The organism is Bacillus sp. URHA0034, from assembly GCF_056280405.1.
The window spans coordinates 4,446,318-4,467,782 of the sequence record NZ_JBWCDK010000002.1 but is presented as its reverse complement, the minus strand read 5'-3'; the positions used below and the strand labels follow the sequence as shown (position 1 = coordinate 4,467,782).

Genomic DNA, 21,465 nt, shown 5'->3' with positions numbered 1-21,465 from the left:
TTCTAAAATACTTCCTTATGTACAGTACCAAAAAAATAGAATAGATTCAAGTGAACCTTACTGGAAGTGGCGGTGTTTTAATGAAAAATCAACGTATATTCCCTGGAATTATCTTAATTGGATTCGGGGCTTATTTTCTACTGCAGCAAACAGGCTTTACTCTTTTTCAACAATTTTATACATGGCCGACGTTACTGATTATTGTCGGGGCCGCTTTTTTGGGTCAGGGCTATTCGGCAAGGGAATATGATGCGATTCTCCCTGGGGTAATCATGAGTGGATTTGGCCTGCATTTTCACCTTTCAGGTCACCTTGCTTTTTGGCCCACGAATACGATTGGAATGCTTATTTTAATTATTTCAGTAGGCTTCTTCCTTCGTTTTCAAAAAACCAACTCGGGTTTATTTCAAGCATTCCTTTTTCTCATTATAGCGGTTTTGCTGCTGTTTTATGATAAAATTGCCGGCTATTTTGGCCTGCTGCAAAACGGAATGAATTTAGTTTGGAAATTTTGGCCGGCCCTTTTAATTGTTGTTGGTATCTATTTTTTACTAAAAAAGAAAAAATAACCGCCTGGTGCAGATTATACTGCCTAGGCGGTTATTTTCTTACTTACATATAACTTTTCAAAATCGACCAAGCTTCATCCTTGCCTTCGCCTGTTTCCGAAGAAAAAACAACAATCTGATCGTTTTTATCTAATTCTAATGTCTCACGGGTTACTTTTAAATGTTTCTGCCATTTCCCCTTAGGGATCTTATCTGCTTTCGTCGCAATGATGACACAGGGAATTTCGTAATGTTTTAGGAAATCATACATCATCACATCGTCAGTGGTTGGCGGATGGCGCAAATCAACGATTAAAACAGCTGCCCTGAGCTGTTCCCGCGTCGTAAAGTAGGTTTCAATCATTCTTCCCCACGCTGCCCGCTCGGACTTCGAGACTTTCGCATACCCATAACCTGGTACATCAACAAAATGCAAAATTTCATTAATCAAGTAAAAATTCAATGTCTGCGTTTTTCCTGGTTTAGAGGAAATCCGTGCCAACCCTTTACGGTTCAGCATCTTATTAATAAATGAGGACTTTCCCACATTCGAGCGGCCAGCAAGTGCAAACTCTGGCAGCTCTGTTTCCGGATATTGTTCCGGCTTTACCGCACTAATCACAATCTCAGAACTTACAACCTTCATCGAGCGCCACCTTCTAGAAGGGCACGCTTCAATACTTCATCCACATGGGCAACAGGGACAAATTCCAATTCGTTCCGAACACTTTCTGGAATATCATCAATATCTTTGACATTGTCTTTCGGAATAATGATCGTTTTTAATCCGGCGCGATGAGCGCTAAGCGATTTTTCCTTCAAGCCGCCAATCGGAAGAACTCGGCCTCTCAAGGTGATTTCACCGGTCATTCCCACTTCACGACGGATTGGTTTACCGGTTAAGGCCGACACAAGTGCGGTTGCCATCGTAATTCCAGCAGATGGACCATCTTTAGGTACCGCCCCTTCTGGAACATGGATATGAATATCATTTTTTTCATGGAAGTCTTCAGCTATCCCAAGCTCGGCCGCTTTTGAACGAATATAACTAAAGGCCGCTTGAGCCGATTCTTTCATGACATCACCAAGCTTACCCGTTAAAACCAGTTTTCCTTTACCAGGAGATAAAGAAACCTCAATTTGCAGGGTATCACCGCCAACCGTTGTATAGGCTAAACCTGTTGCTACCCCGACTTGGTCCTCTAATTCTGCCATGCCGTAATGGAATCTTGGTTTACCTAAGAATTCTTCCACATTCTTCTCGGTAATGATGACACGCTTTTTCTCTCCGGCCACGATGATTTTGGCTGTTTTGCGGCAAATCGTCGCCATTTGACGTTCGAGGCTTCGAACACCTGCCTCACGAGTATAGTAACGAACAACTTTCAGGATCGCATCATCACGCATTTGCAGAATTCCTTTTGAAAGGCCATTTTCTTTAATTTGCTTTGGCAATAAATGATCACGGCAAATATGAACTTTTTCAATTTCCGTATAGCCTTCAATCGTAATGATCTCCATACGATCTAGAAGCGGACCCGGTACGGTTGACAGGTTATTAGCTGTGGCAATGAACATAACCTTCGATAAGTCGTAGGTTTCTTCAATATAATGATCACTGAAATTATGGTTTTGTTCAGGATCTAATACTTCCAGCATGGCACTTGATGGGTCACCCCGGAAGTCACTCGACATTTTATCAATTTCATCAAGTAAAAAGACCGGATTGATGGTACCTGCTTTTTTCATTCCTTGGATGATCCGGCCTGGCATTGCTCCGACATAAGTCCTGCGATGACCACGGATTTCAGATTCATCGCGAACACCGCCAAGTGAAACTCGGACAAAATTCCGATTCAGCGAGGTTGCAATCGAGCGAGCCAAACTGGTTTTACCCACACCAGGAGGTCCTGCCAAACAAAGGATTGGACCTTTGATGGAATTGGTCAGTTTTTGCACCGCTAAGTATTCAAGCACACGTTCCTTCACCTTTTCCAGTCCATAATGATCCTCGTTTAAAATCTTTTCTGCACGAAGGATATCGATATCATCCTCCGTCCTTTTTGTCCATGGAAGAGCAATCAGCCAATCAATATAGTTACGAATGACCGCACTTTCAGCAGAACTTGCAGGGACCTTTTCATAACGGTCCAGTTCTTTCAGCGCGGCTTTCTTGGTATGTTCCGGCATGCCTGCCTCTTCAATCTTTTTCGTAAGGTCGGCGATTTCGCCGGTTTTTCCTTCTTTATCGCCTAGTTCCTTTTGAATCGCCTTCATTTGCTCACGAAGGTAGTACTCTTTTTGTGTCCTTTCCATCGAACGTTTCACACGCTGGCCAATCTTTTTCTCAAGATTAAGGACTTCTTTCTCATTATGAATGGTATCAATAACGCGGTTCACACGCTCTTTAATATCAATCATTTCGAGAATTTCTTGTTTTTCTTTTAACTTGATTGGCAGATGTGAGGCAATCAAGTCGGCCATTCGCCCTGGTTCTTCAATATCAGCCACAGTTGCATACGTTTCCGCGGATATCTTTTTCGATAATTTTATGTATTGCTCGAAATAATCCAGCATCGTTCTCATCAAGGCTTGATCTTCTACATCTTTCGTATCCGGGTCCTCGTAAGTAACGATACTAACGGAGTAATGGTCTTCTTCATCATAAAAAGAAACAACTTCTGCCCTATTTAAACCTTCTACCAATACGCGAATCGTACCATTAGGAAGCTTTAACATTTGCTTTACTTTTGTCAATGTACCTAATTTGTATAAATCCTCTTCCGCGGGTTCATCAATTGAGACATCCTTTTGTGTGGTTAAAAATATCAAATGGTCATCTACCATTGCTTTTTCGAGTGCCTGAACCGACCTCTCACGGCCTACATCCAAATGAAGAACCATTGTCGGATAGACGAGCAAGCCTCGTAGCGGCAGGAGGGGGACGATCAATTCATTCTGTTTCGCCATCTTACTGCACCTCCACATGCAAAATCCTTATTTTTTCTAGTGCTAATCAGAATAGTCTTTGTTGTACAATTCTATCTCATTTGGTTTTTCGTGTCTATTTTTAGAGAGTGTAGGCTGTTTCTTTTTCAATATAATTATTTTCCCCAAACAAGACATTTTCTTTCTCATAAAAAAACTCCGGTTTGATTATACTGCCAAACCGAAGCTTTTATTCTAAATAGACTCTTTTTTTGATAATTCGATCGAAGCAGGTACAGCCTCATTTTGTTGATAGGAGTTTAGCAATGCAATATCAAAAACTTGTTGAAGGTGGGTAACCGTAACAATGTTGATTCCTTTTATTTCATTTAAAATCGTTTGCATATTTTCTTCTGGTATAATAACGGTCTTAGCCCCCGCTTTAAGAGCTGCCTTTACCTTCGGATAAACACCGCCGATCGGCTTTACATTACCGTGAATACTAATTTCTCCCGTCATGGCCACCGTGTTGTCAATCGGAATCTTATAAATAGCGGAATAAATTCCTGTCGCCATCGCAATCCCTGCTGAAGGACCATCGATCGGCACCCCGCCTGGAAAATTGACATGAATATCATAATCGCTAGCCGGTACTCCCATTGAACGCAGGACGGTAATAACGTTTTCGATTGAACCGCGCGCCATACTCTTACGGCGGATCGATTTGCCTTGACCGCCGATACTTTCTTCTTCGACAATGCCAGTAATATTAATCGAACCCTTTTCTTTTGCAGGAATGACCGTTACCTCTATTTCAAGTAAGGCTCCTGAATTTGGTCCATAAACCGCTAGGCCATTAACGAGCCCGACATGTGATAAATCATTAATCTTTCTTTCCATTCTTGGCGTCATCTGGCTGGAATGGATGACCCACTCGATATCTTCATCCTTAAGATAGCTTCGATCTTCGGTAATGGCAAGTCCTGCAGCAATTTGTATCAAATTGACCGTTTCCCGGCCGTTTCTTGCATATGTAGATAGCGTGTTAACACCATTTTCGCTAATTTCCATACCTACTTTTTCAGCGGCTTTTTTTGCCACAGTTACAATTTCTTCCTGATTTAAATCCCGGAAGAAAACTTCCATACAGCGTGACCGTATGGCTGGTGGAATTTCACTTGGTGTTCTAGTCGTAGCCCCGATTAAACGAAAGTCTGCCGGAAGGCCGTTTTTAAAAATATCATGGATGTGGGTTGGGATCTGCGTATTTTCTTCATGATAGTAAGCACTTTCAAGAAAAACTTTCCGATCCTCTAACACTTTCAACAGCTTGTTCATCTGAATCGGATGTAATTCCCCGATTTCGTCAATAAACAATACCCCTCCATGTGCATTGGTGACTGCTCCCTGCTTTGGCTGGGGAATTCCTGCTTGTCCCATTGCCCCGGCCCCCTGATAAATCGGGTCATGAACGGAACCAATCAGCGGATCCGCGATTCCTCTTTCATCAAATCGAGCGGTTGTCGCATCTAACTCAATAAAGACCGATTGTCGTTTAAATGGTGATTTTGCATTCTTTTTTGCTTCCTCAAGGACGAGGCGGGCAGCTGCTGTTTTTCCAACCCCAGGAGGGCCATAAATAATCACGTGCTGCGGGTTTGGACCGCATAATGCTGCTTTTAATGATTTTATTCCATCTTCTTGACCTACAATATCATTAAAACTTGTAGGACGAACTTTTTCAGATAACGGTTCTGTTAAGGAAATCGATCTCATTTTGCGTAGTTGTTCCATTTCTTTCCGGGATTCCCGGTCAATGGACACTTTTTGCGTACGCTGACTCCTTAGCAAATTCCAAAAATACAGCCCAATTATAATACCAAAAAACAGCTGTATAAATAAAGCAATCCCCGTCCAACTCATATCTTTCCCTCCTACAACTAATACTCATCTATAGTAAGAAGTATTTCCTTTAGACTGGCGGAATAAACCAACAATGTAAAAACAAATCGCTGCTGGTAAAAGGGGTTTTTAGATGTCTTTGGTTCATATTATTGATTATTGGTGATTTTATAGGTTATTTGGCTGGTTTTTGAGGGACTTTGGGATATTTTCTATGATTATTGACTCATTTTTGTTGATAACGAGCTTTTTAGCCAATTATTGGAAATGCCCAAAAAAAGACCCAGCTTATTAAGCCGGGTCTCGATACTTATGCTGATTTTTCCTCAACAATCACTGTACCATCTTCAAGAACTAACTTTGGTACGCTATTTTCTGAAACTGTTTCTTTTGTAATAATACACTTCGTGATATCCTCACGTGAAGGAAGATCGAACATAACATCCAGCATAATTCCTTCAATAATTGAGCGTAAACCACGCGCACCTGTTTTCCGTTCGATTGCCTTTTTCGCAATTTCAGTTAGAGCACCTTCTTCAAATTCGAGCTCCACTTCATCGATCTCAAGCATCTTTTGGTATTGCTTTACAAGTGCATTTTTTGGTTTAGTTAAAATTTCAATTAAGGCAGCCTCGTCTAATTGCTCAAGACTTGCAATAACTGGAAGACGGCCAATAAATTCTGGAATTAATCCAAAACGAAGCAAGTCTTCAGGTAATACTTTGGATAGTAGCTCTTTTTGGTCAATATCAACTTGCTTGACATCTGAGCCAAAGCCAATTACCTTCTGCCCTAAACGGCGTTTAATAATTGGTTCAATTCCATCGAATGCACCACCGCAAATAAACAAGATGTTCGTCGTGTCAATTTGGATAAATTCTTGATGCGGATGCTTTCTTCCACCTTGTGGCGGAACGCTTGCAACGGTACCTTCAAGAATTTTTAATAGTGCTTGTTGAACGCCTTCACCGGAAACATCTCTTGTAATGGATGGATTCTCCGATTTACGGGCAATTTTATCGATTTCATCGATGTAAATGATACCTTTTTCGGCTTTCTCTACATCGTAATCTGCTGCTTGAATTAATTTTAGTAAGATGTTTTCAACGTCTTCACCAACGTAACCTGCCTCAGTAAGCGAAGTTGCATCAGCAATCGCAAACGGTACATTTAAGATACGTGCCAAGGTTTGCGCCAATAATGTCTTACCCGATCCAGTCGGTCCAATCATACAGATGTTGCTTTTTGAAAGCTCAACATCATCGATTTTACTATTAGAATTGATACGCTTGTAGTGGTTATAAACCGCTACTGACAGCGATTTTTTCGCCTGATCCTGGCCAATAACATACTCTTTCAAAATCTCACAGATTTCTTTTGGTTTTGGTACGTCTTTAAATTCTACTTCCTCTTCTGTTCCTAGTTCTTCTTCTACAATCTCCGTGCAAAGCTCGATGCATTCATCACATATATATACTCCCGGCCCGGCAACTAATTTACGAACTTGATCCTGTGTTTTACCACAGAAGGAACACTTTAACTGTCCTTTTTCATCATTAAATTTAAACAATTCTTTCACCCCTTAACACGTGTTAAAACCCTATTGAAGCTCGTGAATTACACAAACAAAGTCCGAGTTTTTTTCTCTCTTTTAATGGTATGTATTTTGCATTGTAACACATTTGACTATTGGACTGGAAATAAAACGCTTTATCGATTATGTTTTCTTTTTCTCTTGTCTGTTTGTGGAATTCGGAAAAACATATGTACTCATTAATCTTAACCATAATTTTTAAAATTAAATCTTAAAACGTTATGGAAATATTTATTCGCTATGGATTGCGTTTTTTCCTGCCGATAATAAGTGGAATCTTTAAAAAGGTTTCCCTGTCCTTATTATAATATGTAATTGAAAAAATGTATAAAACAAGGCACGATAAAAATCGCGCCTTCCTTTAATAATTAAATATTGCTATAAACTTTGATAACTGTCTAGCTACAGCGCCTAAAGGCTCGAGGTCATAAGCCAAACCGGCGGAAAGGTTAAAAAGCAACCTTCCCACCGGCTCGTCTTATGCTTGTCGCCCCTGTGCAAGGCGCTTCCGCATTTCTATTTATTTTTTGTTTTCAACAAGAAAGTTTACTGCTTTTTGAAGTTGAAGATCAGCTTTGACGCCATCAACGCCGCCAAGAGCTTGTTTAATGGTATCAACAGGCATATTGTACATGCCAGCCATTTTCTCAAGTTCAGCGTTCACATCTTCATCCGTTACTTCAAGGTTTTCTGCTTTAGCGATTGCTTCAAGTGTTAAATTCATTTTAACACGTTTTCCAGCATCTTCTTTCATTTGTTCACGAAGTGCATTCTCGTCTTGACCTGAGAATTGGAAGTAAAGTTCAAGGTTCATACCTTGCATTTGCAGGCGTTGTTCGAACTCTTGAAGCATGCGGTTTACTTCAGTCGTAACCATTACTTCTGGAATTTCAACTTCTGCATTTTCAGCAGCTTTTTCTACTAAAGTATCACGAAGGTTGTGTTCTGCTTCATGCTTTTTGCTGTCTTCTAAACGAGTTTTGATTTTTTCTTTTAGTGCATCTAAAGTTTCAACTTCTTCGTCTACATCTTTAGCAAACTCGTCATCTAATTCAGGAAGTTCTTTTCCTTTGATTTCATGAACAGTTACTTTGAATACAGCTGGTTTGCCAGCAAGCTCTGCAGCATGGTATTCTTCTGGGAATGTAACTTCTACTTCTTTAGATTCGCCAGCTTTTACGCCTACTAATTGCTCTTCAAAACCTGGGATGAAAGAGCCTGAACCAAGTTCTAATGAATGGTTTTCAGCTTTTCCGCCTTCGAATGCTTCGCCATCTACGAAACCTTCAAAGTCGATAACAACTGTGTCACCATTTACAGCAGCGCTGTCTTCTTTGACAACAAGTTCAGCTTGACGTTCTTGCATTGTTTTTAATTCGTTCGCAACATCTTCATCTGTTACAGTAGTATCGATTTCTTCTACTTCTAAGCCTTTGTACTCGCCTAATTTAACTTCAGGCTTCACTTGTACAGTTGCTTTGAAAATAAGTTCTTTGCCTTTTTCCATTTGATCAATGTCGATATCTGGACGGTCGATTGGCTCGATTCCTGTCTCGTCAATCGCATTTCCGTATGCTTCTGGAAGAAGGATATCTAATGCATCTTGATAAAGAGCTTCTACACCGAAACGTTTTTCAAACATGCCACGAGGCATTTTTCCTTTACGGAAACCTGGAACGTTTACTTGCTTAACCACTTTTTGAAACGCCGCGTCTAGGCCTTTGTTTACCTCTTCAGCGCTTACTTCAACAGTAAGGACACCGCGGTTTCCTTCTAGCTTTTCCCACTTTGCTGTCATACCTATTTTCCCTCCAACAAATCTATTCTCATTTCATTCGATAACGAATTTGAGTCGAGTCGAAAAATGTCTTGTCCAACAAGCCCATTTTTCATTTTTAGATGTAAAATATAGTTTTTTACACAATGCAACCCCTACATTATAACATAGGTTCGCCTTCTTTCAACAGGAAGACCTAAATATTAGGATAGGAAATTTTCTCAATTGTCTCTATTTGCTCTCTAGCTTTCTCTATTTCAGCAGGTTCAGCACCATAATCCCCTGCAATTTTGCTAATTTCCGTGTTCATTCCCAAATATTCTTGTGCGAGCATGTCAAAAGCTGTAGCCCACGCCGCTGAAGAATCTGGCTCAAGTTCAAACGGATAACAAATAAAAAATATTCTCTCTACCATATTAATCGCATTTTCATATAGACCGGGATTTTTATTTTCTACTTGTTCTGCAAGCAATGCCTTTACCTCTAGCATTTTAGGCTGTTCCCTAACGTCAGGGAGCTGTGAAGGACTGAACTGTTTTACGATTGCAAATTTTTCTACGCTGAGCTCCCGATCTATTTCTTGTTCCTTTAATAGATTTAAAACTATCGTTTTTATAAATGGATGACCCGCTTCGGATTGTAGGTAGTCTGTCATTTCATCTAGATATGGACGGATGTTTTTATCCGCCAAATTGGCTATGATCAGCATTTGCTCGTTAATATTATCTATTGAGAGCAGATTCAGCACTGGAGGCTCTGGGTCTTCTTCCTCCTGGTCTGCGTCTTGTTGGTCATGTCCCTCTGCCATCCGGCGGCTAAATTGCAAAATCGTTAAAAAATGGTCCTGCTTTTCAGGGGGAATTTCTCTTTCATCTAAAAGCGCTTCAAGGGTTGTTACAATTTCCCGATATTCATGCAGCTGGATCAGGACGGTCAAATAAAGATCTACCATCTGAAAATAATCGCCTATGCCTTTTAACAGCATCTCATTTGCCAGTACTTTTGCTTTTTTAAAAGCACCCGCTTCAAAATAGGCAAGGACGAGCCCGATTAAAATGTTTTCATTATCAGGGTCAAGCTCGCGCGCCTCTTCTAATAAGGGAATCGCTTCATGAAATTTTTTCTTTTCAAGACTTTCCAGACCTTTGTCTGCTAATCGTTTGTCTAGTCCGGGAAAGAAAATAATATTATCTTTTCGTTTGAGTTGTTCCCGTTTTTTCATAAAATCCGTCCTTCAGTATGTATTAAAAAATAGTGTAGCATACTTAAGATACAAAAAAAACTCACCACACTGGTGAGTTGATAATTCGATATGTAGTTTAACTTGCGTCCAAGAAAATGGCGTCCCAGGAGAGATTCGAACTCCCGACCGTACGCTTAGAAGGCGTATGCTCTATCCGGCTGAGCTACTGGGACATATTAACTTTCAAGACAAGATTTATTATATTATCCTACTATCTAAAAGTCAACAGCATTTTATACTTTTTTTATAAATGAGGGGAGTACCCCCCCCTCTCTCATTATATTATGAACTCTTGTGCTAGTTGTGTTAGTTCACGACCAGAGAGCTCAAACACAGACAGATTAACCTTATCCGTTTGTAAATCAAGAATTACATAAGTTTTTTCAAAGCGCTCACGCGGGAGGCGGATGCTGCCTGGATTAATAAATAGTATGCCCCCGACAACTTCTGCCCCTAGGACATGCGAATGTCCAAAGCAGACAATATCGGCATGGTATTCCTCCGCTTTATACTTTAGAGTCATTAAAGTGGATTTTACCGAGTAGCGATGGCCATGAGTGATAAAGAATTTTCTGCCTGCCACTTCACTCGTTGTCTCTAAAGGATATTCTGCGCCAAAATCGCAATTCCCCATAACTGTTACGTAACCAGAGATTGCTATATCGGTTGGCATCAATTCAGAATCACCACAGTGAATCATTAAGTCAACTTCATTTAAGTGTCGTTCCCTGATGACTTTCAGTTCCTTCGTTAAACCGTGGCTGTCGCTGACAATTAATACCTTGCTCATGACCGATCCACTCTTTCTAAAATAGAATCTAACAAGACATCAAGTTTTTTAAGTGCATTCGCCCGGTGACTGAGTCGATTTTTTTCTTCCGAGGATAGTTCCGCCATGGATAGTCCTTTTTCCGGTACATAAAAGACCGGGTCATAACCAAACCCATTTGTACCGCGGCGCTCCTCTAGTATCCGTCCTTCACAGGTGCCTGACACCGTTTTCGTCTCTTGACCAGGAACCGCAATGGCCAGCGCACAATAAAATCTAGCCGTTCTTTTTTCCTCAGGAACGCCTTGTAATTCTAATAGAACTTTATCTGTGTTGTTCTGATCGTTTTTCGGCTCTCCAGCATAGCGTGCGGAGAATATCCCTGGTCTTCCTTCTAGGGCATCAACCATCAGCCCTGAGTCATCGCCTATGACCATTTTATCGAGTGCTTGGGAGACTGCCTCCGCTTTAAGGATCGCGTTTTCTTCAAAAGTGGTTCCCGTTTCCTCCACCTCTGGTATTTCAGGAAAATCTAGCAGGGTTCGGACTGCAATTCCCCTGGAAGAAAATATTTCTTCAAATTCTCTTGCCTTTCCTGGGTTTTTCGTTGCTATAATGACTTCTTTCATAATATCGCCTCTTATTTTATAACAGTGTTTTTTTTATTTGACAGTAAAATCAGCTTATCCGCCAGTAAAATCTTGTTATCCGCCAGTTAACTCCACCTATTCGCCAATAAACATCGCTTATCCGCCAGTTAACTCCACCTATCCGCCAGTAAACATCGCTTATCCGCCAGTTAATTCCACATATCCGCCAGTAAACCTATTCATCCGCCAGTTAATTCCGCTTATCCGCCAGTTAACTCCACCTATTCGCCAGTAAACATCGCTTATCCGCCAGTTAATTCCACATATCCGCCAGTTAACTCATCTAACCAAATGATTCCTAATTATTTCTTCCTTCTTTTCTCGATCTTATTAATAATTTCCTCACCAAGCGCTGCTTTCTGCTGTTCAAATAGCTCCATGAGCCCTTCTTGTGCGGCATGGAGCAGCCCTTGTAGTTGGTCATAAGAAAAGGTTGATTCTTCCCCAGTCCCTTGCAACTCAACAAATTCTCCATTTCCTGTCATCACAACATTCATATCCACTTCAGCCTTGGAATCTTCCGCATAGTTTAAGTCAAGTAAAATCCCACGGCCTGAGAGGATTCCAACACTGGTTGCCGCTAAATAATCGGTAATTGGAAATTTTGACAGCGACCGTTTCTCTGCTAATGAGTTTAGAGCCAAAGTGAGCGCCACAAAAGCACCAGTGATCGAGGCTGTTCTCGTCCCTCCATCCGCCTGGATGACATCACAATCAATCCAAACCGTCCGCTCACCAATTGCCTTCAGATCGACTATGGCGCGAAGAGCACGGCCAATCAGACGCTGAATCTCCATCGTTCTGCCGGAGACCTTTCCTTTCGAGGATTCGCGAATATTTCTTGTTTCGGTCGCCCTTGGAAGCATAGCGTATTCCGCTGTAATCCAGCCCTTCCCTTCCCCTCTCATAAAGTGAGGGACCCGGTCTTCAATACTGGCTGTACAAATGACCTTTGTATTTCCAACTGAAATAAGGACAGAACCTTCTGGATGCATTAAATAATTAGTTTCAATATGTATAGGTCTTAGCTGTAATGGTTCTCTTCCATCAACACGCACAACTTTTCCTCCTCATGAAAATTGCATAGAAACTTATGTTATTACCCTAATTAAATTCCAAAAGCAACAAAGTTTACGAAAACAGCCTTTTTCAAATAAAGAAGAGGCGGCCCCAAGGTGCCAACCTCTTTCATGGTCACTATATAGTATAACAAAAATGTTTTTTTAAAAACTACCTGTATTGACTTTTTCTGGACGAGTTACCGGTTCAGAAACTTTCTTACCTTTATCATTCTTAATGTCTACCTTTCCTTCAACCTCAACTGCAACCTTTTCGACACCTTGCTGTTCTGTTAGAGAAAGAACGAGCGTATCTAGTAAAGATTGAGAGATTTCTTTATCCTTAAAGCTGTCATAAATGTTCTTGTTGAAGTTTAATGTTAACGTACCGTTTTCATATTTAGGTGCTTCTAGCAGCTTCACATCTGACATAAATTCCGATACAAGCGTAGATTTCTCACTCGGCCCTTGAATTAATTGGTTGATGACAGCGGCATAATTGTCTTTCTCCGTATTGCTAATCCGGCGTGTTACCGGTACATAGTAATAGGAGCCCTCTTCACCGCCAATATAATAGACCGTAACTGGTTTTGTATTGGTAATATCAGCGACATCTGTGGTATCAATATTGATTCCGGTTGCTCTTGATAGATGTTCACTAATAGGAGTACCGCTGACAGGCATTTCATTTAGGTCATGGCCGTTCATTTTAAGCTTGACCGATTTAACATTATCGAATTGCGTCAACGTCCAAGTAACAGATTGAAGGATTTTCTGTTCATCCTCTGGCTGATAATTCTTGAATTCTTTTGAGAAGTTTACGGTTGCAACCCCATTATCTTTATTAATATTGACCGAAATCTCTGTATCTTCAGGAAGAACGGCTCTAAAATCATTTGGAAGTAAGTCCGTCACAGGGCCATTGGCTACCAAATATTCAAGGGCCTGCTTGGCTACTGAAGTCGTTTTTGGCAGAGCAAGAGTTTGAGGCACCACATAGCCATCCTTATCGATCAAATATAGTTCCGTTTTAACTGTGTTCTTGGCGGTTTCTTTATCTTTTGCCGTCGTCACCTTGCTTACCGTCTCATCTTTGACCGTTACCGTTTTTGGCGGATCAATTTTCTTTTGTACTTCTGTGTTGAACAATCCACAGCCAGAAAGTAGAAATGTAGAAGTTAACACAGTCATACCAATGATTTTTACTTTATTTTTAGACACATTAATTCCCCCCTAAGACAGTTTGTACTATCATGTATACGAGCCTTAGGAAAAAATAGACCGACTTAATAAAGAAAAATAGAATTAAATTCAAAAGGAGCCCCTTGGCGGCGGCTCCTTTTAAAGTTTTATTTTGTTTACATTGTGGACAGGGGCTCCAAGCCACTGGGAGGCAATTTTTGAAAAAAGCCATTTAGAGCCCGTTGTGTAATATTCGTGCTCTGGTTCGTCTTCACCGTTGTCAAGCAAATCATTATACTGGAGAATAGCACTTACCTCTCGTGCTGTTTCGTCCCCTGAACTAATAACTTTTACCTTCTCACCCATTACATTTTTAATAAGTGGTTCGAGTAATGGATAATGGGTACATCCCAATATTAAAGTATCTAAATTTTGCTCTAGCAACGGCTTCAAAGCTTCATCTACGATTCTCTCAGCAATGGCTCCTGCGTATTCGCCGCTCTCCACCAGAGGGACAAATTTTGGGCATGCATGACTAGTGACAAACAGCCTGCTATTGAGCGATTTTAAAGCTATTTCATAGGCCCCGCTTTTGACCGTTCCGATTGTACCAATAATCCCGACACGATAATTTTTAGTCCGCTTGATTGCAGCTCGTGCCCCAGGGTTAATCACCCCAATAACCGGAATCGGTAATTCCTTGCGGATTTCATCCAATGCTGCAGCAGTAGCGGTATTGCAGGCTATGACAAGCATCTTAATATTTTTTCCTAATAGAAATTTGGTCAATTCCCAAGTAAATCTTTTAACTTCCTGTCTTGACCTTGGGCCATACGGGCAGCGCGCTGTATCTCCCAAATAGATGATTTTCTCATTGGGAAGCTGCCTCATCATCTCTTTGGCAACGGTTAGTCCACCGACACCAGAATCAATAACACCGATTGGTTGTTTCAAAAATCTCGCCTCTTTTTAACGCATTTCTTGATGCATCTCGCTCAAGCTGGATTGAAGAAGTAAGATTTGATCCATTGTAAAGTTTTTTAATATTTCCTCTAAATACACCTGACGCTTCTTGATAACTTCATCAATGATTCTTTTTCCTTCTTCTAGTAAGTGAATTCTCACGACGCGGCGGTCACTAGGATCTTTTACTCGCTCAACAAGTAAATTTTTTTCCATCCGGTCGACTAAATCAGTTGTCGTACTGCAAGCCAAAAACATTTTATTCGATAGCTCGCCAATGGTCATGTCTCCGTCTTCAAAAAGCCATTGCAAGGCCACGAATTGTGGTGGAGTAATTTTATATTGACTCAACATTTCCCGGCCCTTTTGCTTAATGATACCAGAAATATAACGTAAGTCCTTTTCAATATTAGCGATAATATCCACTGTAACTTTTTGTGGGTTTTCGAGTTCCATATTTGTATACACTCCTATAATTTGCTTCTCCTCAAGACGATATTAGATCATTACCGGCTGACAAAGCTAAATGTCTTAAAGCTTGTACTTATTTTCTACTTTTTTTGCTAAAATTTCAAGCAGAAACTTGCTTTTCGCCAACACTCCTGAAAAGCTATTAACAGAATCAAATGCTATAATAAATTTATTCTAACAGATTAGTTCATAATATGTTTATGTTTGAATTTTAAAAACAAAGGTGAGAAGAATATGAAAATAGATTTGAGTAATACAGCGATCCAATGGTTTAGGGAAGAAGTCGATTTAAAAAATGGAGATAAAGTTAGATTTTATGTGAAAATTTACGGAAGCAGTCCTGTTCAGGAAGGGTTTTCTCTTGCGTTTACCGTGGATAATGAGCCCATCGACATCGCGGTTAAAACTGAAAAAGAAGGGCTGACCTTTTTTATTGAAGGCTCTGATCTATGGTTCTTTAATGGTCATGATTTACATGTCGATTACAATAAACAAATTGATGAATTAGAATTTAGGTATATCCCCTCATAATAAAAACCGGCATTGTAAACACGATGCCGGTTTTTTTATTCTAAGTATTCTTTAATGAAGCCTTTTACTTGCAATGGGCAGTATCACTTCTATTAAGGTCCCCTGCTCATCGCTCCAAATATTAAAGGTCCCGCCATGATTTTCGATGATTTGTTTAGAAATCATCACTCCAAGACCCGTACCATCTTCTTTGGTGGTGAAAAAAGGTTCTCCCACACGTTTTAATATTTCTTGTGACATACCCTTTCCATTGTCCTGAAAATAGACCTTTACCATATTTAATCCGTACTGTTTCACCTCAATGGTAATGAGCCCGCCCTCTGGCATCGCTTCTATTGCATTTTTTAAAATGTTGATAAACACCTGCTTTAACTGATTCCGATCACAATAAATGGTTAAGTTATGATAATTGTAGTGGGTTTCGATTTGAATCCCATTAATGATAGCCTGTGTATCAATTAACGTCTTAACATTTTCCAGCAGAGTGATGAGATCAACGGCTTCAAATTTTAATTCATGTGGTTTCGCTAGGACGAGAAGCTCACTTAGGATCAGCTCAATTCTGTCCATTTCAGACTGGATGATTTCAAAGTAAGGCTTATTCCGATCCTCTTCTGACTCCATTAACTGCAGAAAACCTTTAATGGCAGTGAGAGGATTTCGTACTTCATGAGCAATTCCCGCGGCCAGTTGTCCTGCTACATTCAATTTCTCTGAATTTAAAAGGAGTTCATGGGTTTTTTTCCGTTCGGTGATATCCCGGATTATTATATGCCTCGCCCGGTTATTCTGATAAATGGTTGGAATTCCCTTAACTTCAGCTACAAATTGAGAGCCGTCTAAGCGCAGGAATTTATACTCGATGAATTCCGTCACATTACCCGACGTCTCGATTTGTTGACGCTCCTTGGAAATCTCATGATAGTCAGGATGAATGATATCAGCCATTGATTTATTGAGAATATCTTTTTTATCTGATGCCCCAAATAATTTGGCACCAGTTTCATTGATAAAGAGAATCTCGTCATCTTTTGCGATAATTACCGCATCCGGTGAATACTCAACTAGATCTCGATAGGTTTCTTCCCGTCTTTTCGCTTCTTCTTCCACCTTTTTACGTTCTGTTATGTCTCTAATAACACTTACAATCTCTAAAACATGCAGAGTGTCATGGGCGATGATCGGTTTACAAAGCGATTCCACCCACATATAGTCACCGTTATTTTTTCGGACACGGTAGTTGTCTCGCCCATTTTCTTGACCTTCCAGTACCTTTTTTCGGTTTTGAAAGGCACTTTCGACATCATCAGGATGGACAAAAGACATAATATTTTGGTTCAACACTTCGTTTGGATCATAACCGAGAATATATTCACAGGAAGGAGAAACATAGACAACTTCTCCTTGTAAATTCGTACTAATAATAACATCAACGATATTATCGGTTAAAACACGCTGCATTTCTTCTACTTTTCTTATTTCTTCCTTTTTTCTTTTTAACTCCGTTATGTCTTTCCCGACTGCGCTAACCCCAACGATTTGGTCATCTTCACAAATTGGGATAAAGGTTATATTTAAATCAAGAATTTGTCCAATTTTTGTAATGATTTTGGTATCAAAGTTTGGAAAACGGCCTAATACCGCATTACTAAAATGATGGAACACTTTATTTATATGGTCGATTGGAAATAGAAATTGAAGTTTTAACTCGTCCGCTTCCGCATGTGAATAACCTGTTAATTGTAGGAATGCCGGATTCGATTGAACAACATGCCCTTCAATATCCAATACAAAAATACTATCCTCGTTGTATGAAAATAGCGTCTCATATCTGCTGTGATTGTTTTTCAAAAATTTTAATAAAAGCATTCTCTTTTCACTTTTAATCGCTTCAACAGGACTGTTCATCTATCTCTTTCCGTTCCTTTCTCCCCTAATAGTACCAAATAATGATCACTCTAATTTTCATTGTAAGTTTTACTGATAAAACTTTCAATAGATTTCTACTATTTTCCATTAACTTATGTTACCTTCTAAACTAGTCAAAGAATGAAGAAATGACATGAGTTTGCAGGAGAAAATAGCGTAGGAAGATCTGCTTTTACTTTTCTAAAAAAACATTTTACTAAGAATGAACGGCCCCCGAAAATGGAGGCCGGTCATCATTAAAGTTCTAGCTCTCCCATACGAAGGAGCTCTACAACAGCTTGTGAACGCCCTTTGACACCAAGCTTTTGCATGGCATTTGAAATGTGATTCCTAACTGTTTTTTCGCTTATAAATAATTCACCAGCGATTTCTTTCGTTGTTTTGTCTTGTACTAATAGTTCGAATACTTCTCTTTCCCGTTTGGTGAGTAATGGCTTGTGATTATAATCATTCTCCTTCAAGTATTGTAACCCTCCTTGCCTTCGCCAGTAATGTATCGTGGGATGGGTATATATTTAGTCACGATATCTTATGTAAACGATACAAATGGAGTGACTATAATTCACTGAAAGGAGTGGGTTTTTATTAAAAAAATCACAAATTTATTCCAACTTTTTTATTCTTTGTTTAGTTTTGCATAAATTATATATCTTTTTGGTGCATTTCCAACATAATGAAACGGATAACAAGTTGTCAGGATTAATTCCTCCTGCTGTTTTTGTAAGGTAATAATGCTTGTATCGTTTGCCTTAACAATTTTAGTACGGGTGATTTCGTATGAATAATTCCCATATGGCATCTGGATTGTTAGCTGGTTACCTATTTTTAGCTCACCTAATTTACGAAAAACCGTATCCCGATGACCGGACAAAACGATTTGCCCCTTATCCCCTGGAAAATAAGAGCCCTTATAGTGGCCTACCCCCTTTTCAAGATCATCAGGGTCTGTCCCTTCCACGATGGCCAATTCAGCTTTAATTTTTGGAATCTTTAAAATGCCAACCGTATCTCCTGTAGCGGGTGGTGTACTAGTGTCTATTTTCTTCTTATCCGCAGCAGGCGGCTGTTTCTGGCTAATGATTTCCTTTGCCTGCTGAAGCGCCGTAGTTGATTTTACTTTTGTATGGGTATATTGCCAAACACCAACGCCCGATAGAATAAGCCCCATTACAATTAGAAAAAAGGGAAATTTTGTTTTCACCATGAATACCTCCCTTTTAATAGGTCATTTGTTTCAGTATATCAAAAAGTGACAAAAACGGACTAATGAAACTTTTGCCTATTCAAAAGAAAAACCTTCTTTCCTACACAGAAAGAAGGTTTTGTGATGCATATATAACTTTTAGTTACCACTGTCGCTTCCAAAAAAGTTTCTAAATGCTTGCATTGTGGCAGCACGGTTAACCGCTGCAATGGAAGTTGTAATTGGAATCCCTTTTGGACATGCTTGTACACAGTTTTGAGAGTTACCGCAGCCCTGCATACCGCCATCCTCCATGAAAGCATTTATACGTTCTGCCGCGTTCATTTCACCTGTTGGATGGGCGTTGAATAAGCGAACCTGGTTAAATACTGCTGGTCCCATGAAGTTTGTTTTACTATTCACATTTGGACACGCCTCTAGACAAACACCGCAGGTCATACATTTAGAAAGCTCATAAGCCCACTGACGTTTTCTTTCCGGCATCCGTGGTCCAGGTCCTAAATCGTACGTTCCATCAATTGGAATCCATGCTTTTACCTTTTTCAAGGAATCAAACATTCTGCTCCGATCAACTGAAAGGTCACGAACAATAGGGAATGTTTTCATTGGTGCTAGGCGAATCGGCTGCTCTAATTGATCAACCAAAGCCGAACAAGATTGACGAGGCTTCCCGTTAATAACCATTGAACATGCACCGCAAACCTCTTCAAGGCAGTTCATTTCCCAAGTGACTGGAGTAGTCGTTTTCCCTTGTGCATTTACTGGATTTTTACGTATTTCCATCAATGCCGAAATAACGTTCATATTCGGACGGTATGGAATTTCGAATGTCTCCTCATAAGGAGCAGCATCTGGGCTATCTTGACGAGTAATGATAAAAGTTACCTTTTTATTTTCAGACAATGTTCCCTACTCCCCCTTCTATTAATGTTTTGTTGTGTAATCGCGCTTCCTTGGCTTAATTAACGAAACGTCGATCTCTTCGTAATGGAAAGCTGGAGCAGTTTTAGCATCAACGAATTTAGCCATTGTCGTTTTCATAAATTCCTCATCATTCCGCTCAGGGAAATCAGGTTTATAATGTGCCCCACGGCTCTCATTCCGGTTATAAGCACCGATCGTAATAACACGGGCCAATTGCAGCATGTTCTGTAATTGTCTTGTGAAAGCTGCCCCTTGGTTGCTCCATTTCGAAGTATCATTGATATTAATGTGTTGATAACGCTCCAATAGTTCTTGAATCTTTTCATCTGTTTTTAACAGCTTGTCATTATAACGGACAACAGTTACGTTATCTGTCATCCATTCGCCAAGCTCTTTATGAAGAACATAGGCATTTTCCGTACCATCTAAAGACATGATATTATTCCATTTTTCTTCCTGTTCTTGCACATGACGATCAAATACAGTTGAAGATATGGCATCCGAACTCTTTTCAAGTCCTTCGATATATTTAACCACATTAGGTCCTGCTACCATTCCGCCGTATACTGCTGATAACAAGGAGTTTGCTCCAAGACGGTTTGCACCGTGCTGTGAATAGTCACACTCACCGGCAGCAAATAAACCTTTGATGCTTGTCATTTGGTCATAATCAACCCATAGTCCGCCCATTGAATAGTGAACAGCAGGGAAAATTTTCATTGGGACTTTACGCGGATTATCGCCCATGAACTTTTCATAAATCTCAATAATGCCTCCAAGTTTTACGTCCAACTCATGTGGATCCTTGTGAGAAAGATCAAGGAATACCATGTTTTCACCGTTAATACCAAGCTTTTGACGAACACATACATCAAAGATTTCGCGTGTTGCAATATCACGTGGTACAAGGTTTCCGTAAGCAGGATATTTTTCCTCCAAGAAGTACCATGGTTTTCCGTCTTTATAGGTCCAAATACGACCGCCTTCACCGCGGGCAGATTCACTCATCAAACGAAGCTTATCATCACCAGGAATTGCCGTTGGATGGATTTGAATCATTTCACCGTTTGCATAGTAGGCGCCTTGCTGATAAACGATTGATGCAGCTGAACCTGTGTTAATAACGGAGTTGGTTGACTTACCAAAAATAATCCCAGGGCCTCCAGTTGCCATGATTACAGCATCTGCAGCAAAGGATTTAATTTCCATTGTTTTTAAGTTTTGGCAGACAACCCCACGGCATACTTGTTCATCATCGAGGACCGCACCAAGGAATTCCCAGCCTTCATATTTCGTTACTAATCCATCCACTTCATGGCGGCGAACCTGCTCATCAAGTGCATAGAGAAGCTGCTGTCCTGTTGTTGCTCCAGCAAACGCTGTCCGGTGATGCTGAGTTCCCCCAAAACGGCGGAAATCTAGTAAACCTTCAGGTGTACGGTTAAACATAACACCCATCCGGTCAAATAGATTAATAATACCAGGTGCTGCATCACACATCGCCTTAACCGGAGGCTGATTCGCTAAGAAATCTCCACCATAAATGGTATCGTCAAAGTGAATCCACGGGGAATCCCCTTCCCCTTTTGTATTTACCGCTCCATTAATACCACCTTGGGCACAAACAGAGTGAGAACGTTTAACCGGAACTAGAGAAAAAAGCTCTACCGGTGTTCCTGATTCTGCCACTTTGATCGTAGCCATTAGGCCTGCAAGACCGCCGCCGACTACAATCACTTTACCTTTACCCATTTGTGACTCACTCCTTCTAATCCAAATACAATTTTTTCCG

19 protein-coding genes and 1 tRNA gene are annotated in these 21,465 nt (G+C 40.3%); 2 read left to right on the top strand and 18 right to left on the bottom strand.

Going from position 1 to position 21,465, the window contains the following annotated elements:
• Positions 1–80 precede the first annotated feature (80 nt).
• Positions 81–569 carry a LiaI-LiaF-like domain-containing protein gene (locus tag ACZ9EE_RS23400; protein WP_476031021.1) on the top strand — a complete coding sequence of 163 codons (489 nt, stop codon included), beginning with the start codon at positions 81–83 and terminating at the stop codon, positions 567–569.
• A 43-nt stretch (positions 570–612) separates the two neighbouring features.
• Here ACZ9EE_RS23400 and yihA read toward each other — a convergent pair whose 3' ends face one another.
• The 13 genes from yihA to ACZ9EE_RS23335 all read right to left on the bottom strand — a co-directional run bounded on the left by yihA (position 613) and on the right by ACZ9EE_RS23335 (position 15,070).
• Complete coding sequence (gene yihA / locus ACZ9EE_RS23395; protein WP_476031019.1) at positions 613–1,194, bottom strand: ribosome biogenesis GTP-binding protein YihA/YsxC; 582 nt, start codon at positions 1,192–1,194, stop codon at positions 613–615.
• Positions 1,191–3,518, bottom strand: coding sequence for an endopeptidase La (gene lon, locus ACZ9EE_RS23390; protein ID WP_476031017.1), 2,328 nt, complete (start codon positions 3,516–3,518; stop codon positions 1,191–1,193). The genes yihA and lon overlap by 4 nt, the downstream gene beginning before the upstream one ends.
• Positions 3,519–3,731: 213 nt before the next feature.
• On the bottom strand, positions 3,732–5,399 hold the full coding sequence (gene lonB / locus ACZ9EE_RS23385; protein WP_476031015.1) for an ATP-dependent protease LonB: 1,668 nt from the start codon (positions 5,397–5,399) through the stop codon (positions 3,732–3,734).
• A 289-nt stretch (positions 5,400–5,688) separates the two neighbouring features.
• Complete coding sequence (gene clpX / locus ACZ9EE_RS23380) at positions 5,689–6,948, bottom strand: ATP-dependent protease ATP-binding subunit ClpX (RefSeq protein ID WP_235740615.1); 1,260 nt, start codon at positions 6,946–6,948, stop codon at positions 5,689–5,691.
• 544 nt (positions 6,949–7,492) lie between these two features.
• On the bottom strand, positions 7,493–8,770 hold the full coding sequence (gene tig / locus ACZ9EE_RS23375; RefSeq protein ID WP_476031013.1) for a trigger factor: 1,278 nt from the start codon (positions 8,768–8,770) through the stop codon (positions 7,493–7,495).
• A gap of 175 nt (positions 8,771–8,945) precedes the next feature.
• On the bottom strand, positions 8,946–9,971 hold the full coding sequence (locus tag ACZ9EE_RS23370; RefSeq protein ID WP_476031011.1) for a tetratricopeptide repeat protein: 1,026 nt from the start codon (positions 9,969–9,971) through the stop codon (positions 8,946–8,948).
• A gap of 117 nt (positions 9,972–10,088) precedes the next feature.
• A tRNA-Arg gene (locus tag ACZ9EE_RS23365) sits at positions 10,089–10,165 on the bottom strand.
• A 104-nt stretch (positions 10,166–10,269) separates the two neighbouring features.
• Positions 10,270–10,782, bottom strand: coding sequence for a metallophosphoesterase (locus tag ACZ9EE_RS23360; protein WP_476031009.1), 513 nt, complete (start codon positions 10,780–10,782; stop codon positions 10,270–10,272).
• A complete protein-coding gene (locus ACZ9EE_RS23355; protein ID WP_476031007.1) occupies positions 10,779–11,390 on the bottom strand; it encodes an XTP/dITP diphosphatase in 612 nt (203 codons plus the stop codon). The genes ACZ9EE_RS23360 and ACZ9EE_RS23355 overlap by 4 nt, the downstream gene beginning before the upstream one ends.
• A gap of 323 nt (positions 11,391–11,713) precedes the next feature.
• Entirely contained in the window at positions 11,714–12,469 is a 756-nt protein-coding gene (gene rph, locus ACZ9EE_RS23350) for a ribonuclease PH (protein WP_476031005.1), read from the bottom strand.
• 165 nt (positions 12,470–12,634) lie between these two features.
• Positions 12,635–13,690 (bottom strand): GerMN domain-containing protein, encoded by a 1,056-nt coding sequence (locus ACZ9EE_RS23345; RefSeq protein WP_476031003.1) that lies wholly within the window; start codon positions 13,688–13,690, stop codon positions 12,635–12,637.
• A 120-nt stretch (positions 13,691–13,810) separates the two neighbouring features.
• Positions 13,811–14,605, bottom strand: a complete 795-nt coding sequence (racE, locus tag ACZ9EE_RS23340) for a glutamate racemase (protein ID WP_476031001.1) — start codon at positions 14,603–14,605, stop codon at positions 13,811–13,813.
• Positions 14,606–14,620: 15 nt separating this feature from the next.
• A complete protein-coding gene (locus ACZ9EE_RS23335) occupies positions 14,621–15,070 on the bottom strand; it encodes a MarR family winged helix-turn-helix transcriptional regulator (RefSeq protein ID WP_476030999.1) in 450 nt (149 codons plus the stop codon).
• Positions 15,071–15,319: 249 nt separating this feature from the next.
• Here ACZ9EE_RS23335 and ACZ9EE_RS23330 point away from each other — a divergent pair, with 249 nt between their 5' ends.
• Positions 15,320–15,616 (top strand): HesB/YadR/YfhF family protein, encoded by a 297-nt coding sequence (locus ACZ9EE_RS23330; protein WP_476030997.1) that lies wholly within the window; start codon positions 15,320–15,322, stop codon positions 15,614–15,616.
• 51 nt (positions 15,617–15,667) lie between these two features.
• Here ACZ9EE_RS23330 and ACZ9EE_RS23325 read toward each other — a convergent pair whose 3' ends face one another.
• The 5 genes from ACZ9EE_RS23325 to sdhA form a co-directional block, all read right to left on the bottom strand.
• The gene (locus ACZ9EE_RS23325) at positions 15,668–17,524 is read right to left on the bottom strand and encodes a PAS domain-containing sensor histidine kinase (protein WP_476030995.1); all 1,857 of its coding nucleotides are present in this window, start codon (positions 17,522–17,524) and stop codon (positions 15,668–15,670) included.
• A gap of 257 nt (positions 17,525–17,781) precedes the next feature.
• Entirely contained in the window at positions 17,782–18,006 is a 225-nt protein-coding gene (gene gerE, locus ACZ9EE_RS23320; protein WP_007087335.1) for a spore germination transcription factor GerE, read from the bottom strand.
• Positions 18,007–18,161: 155 nt separating this feature from the next.
• Positions 18,162–18,749, bottom strand: coding sequence for a class D sortase (locus tag ACZ9EE_RS23315; RefSeq protein ID WP_476030992.1), 588 nt, complete (start codon positions 18,747–18,749; stop codon positions 18,162–18,164).
• Positions 18,750–18,887: 138 nt separating this feature from the next.
• Positions 18,888–19,652 carry a succinate dehydrogenase iron-sulfur subunit gene (gene sdhB / locus ACZ9EE_RS23310; protein ID WP_476030990.1) on the bottom strand — a complete coding sequence of 255 codons (765 nt, stop codon included), beginning with the start codon at positions 19,650–19,652 and terminating at the stop codon, positions 18,888–18,890.
• A gap of 21 nt (positions 19,653–19,673) precedes the next feature.
• Complete coding sequence (sdhA, locus tag ACZ9EE_RS23305; protein ID WP_476030988.1) at positions 19,674–21,425, bottom strand: succinate dehydrogenase flavoprotein subunit; 1,752 nt, start codon at positions 21,423–21,425, stop codon at positions 19,674–19,676.
• Positions 21,426–21,465 lie beyond the last annotated feature (40 nt).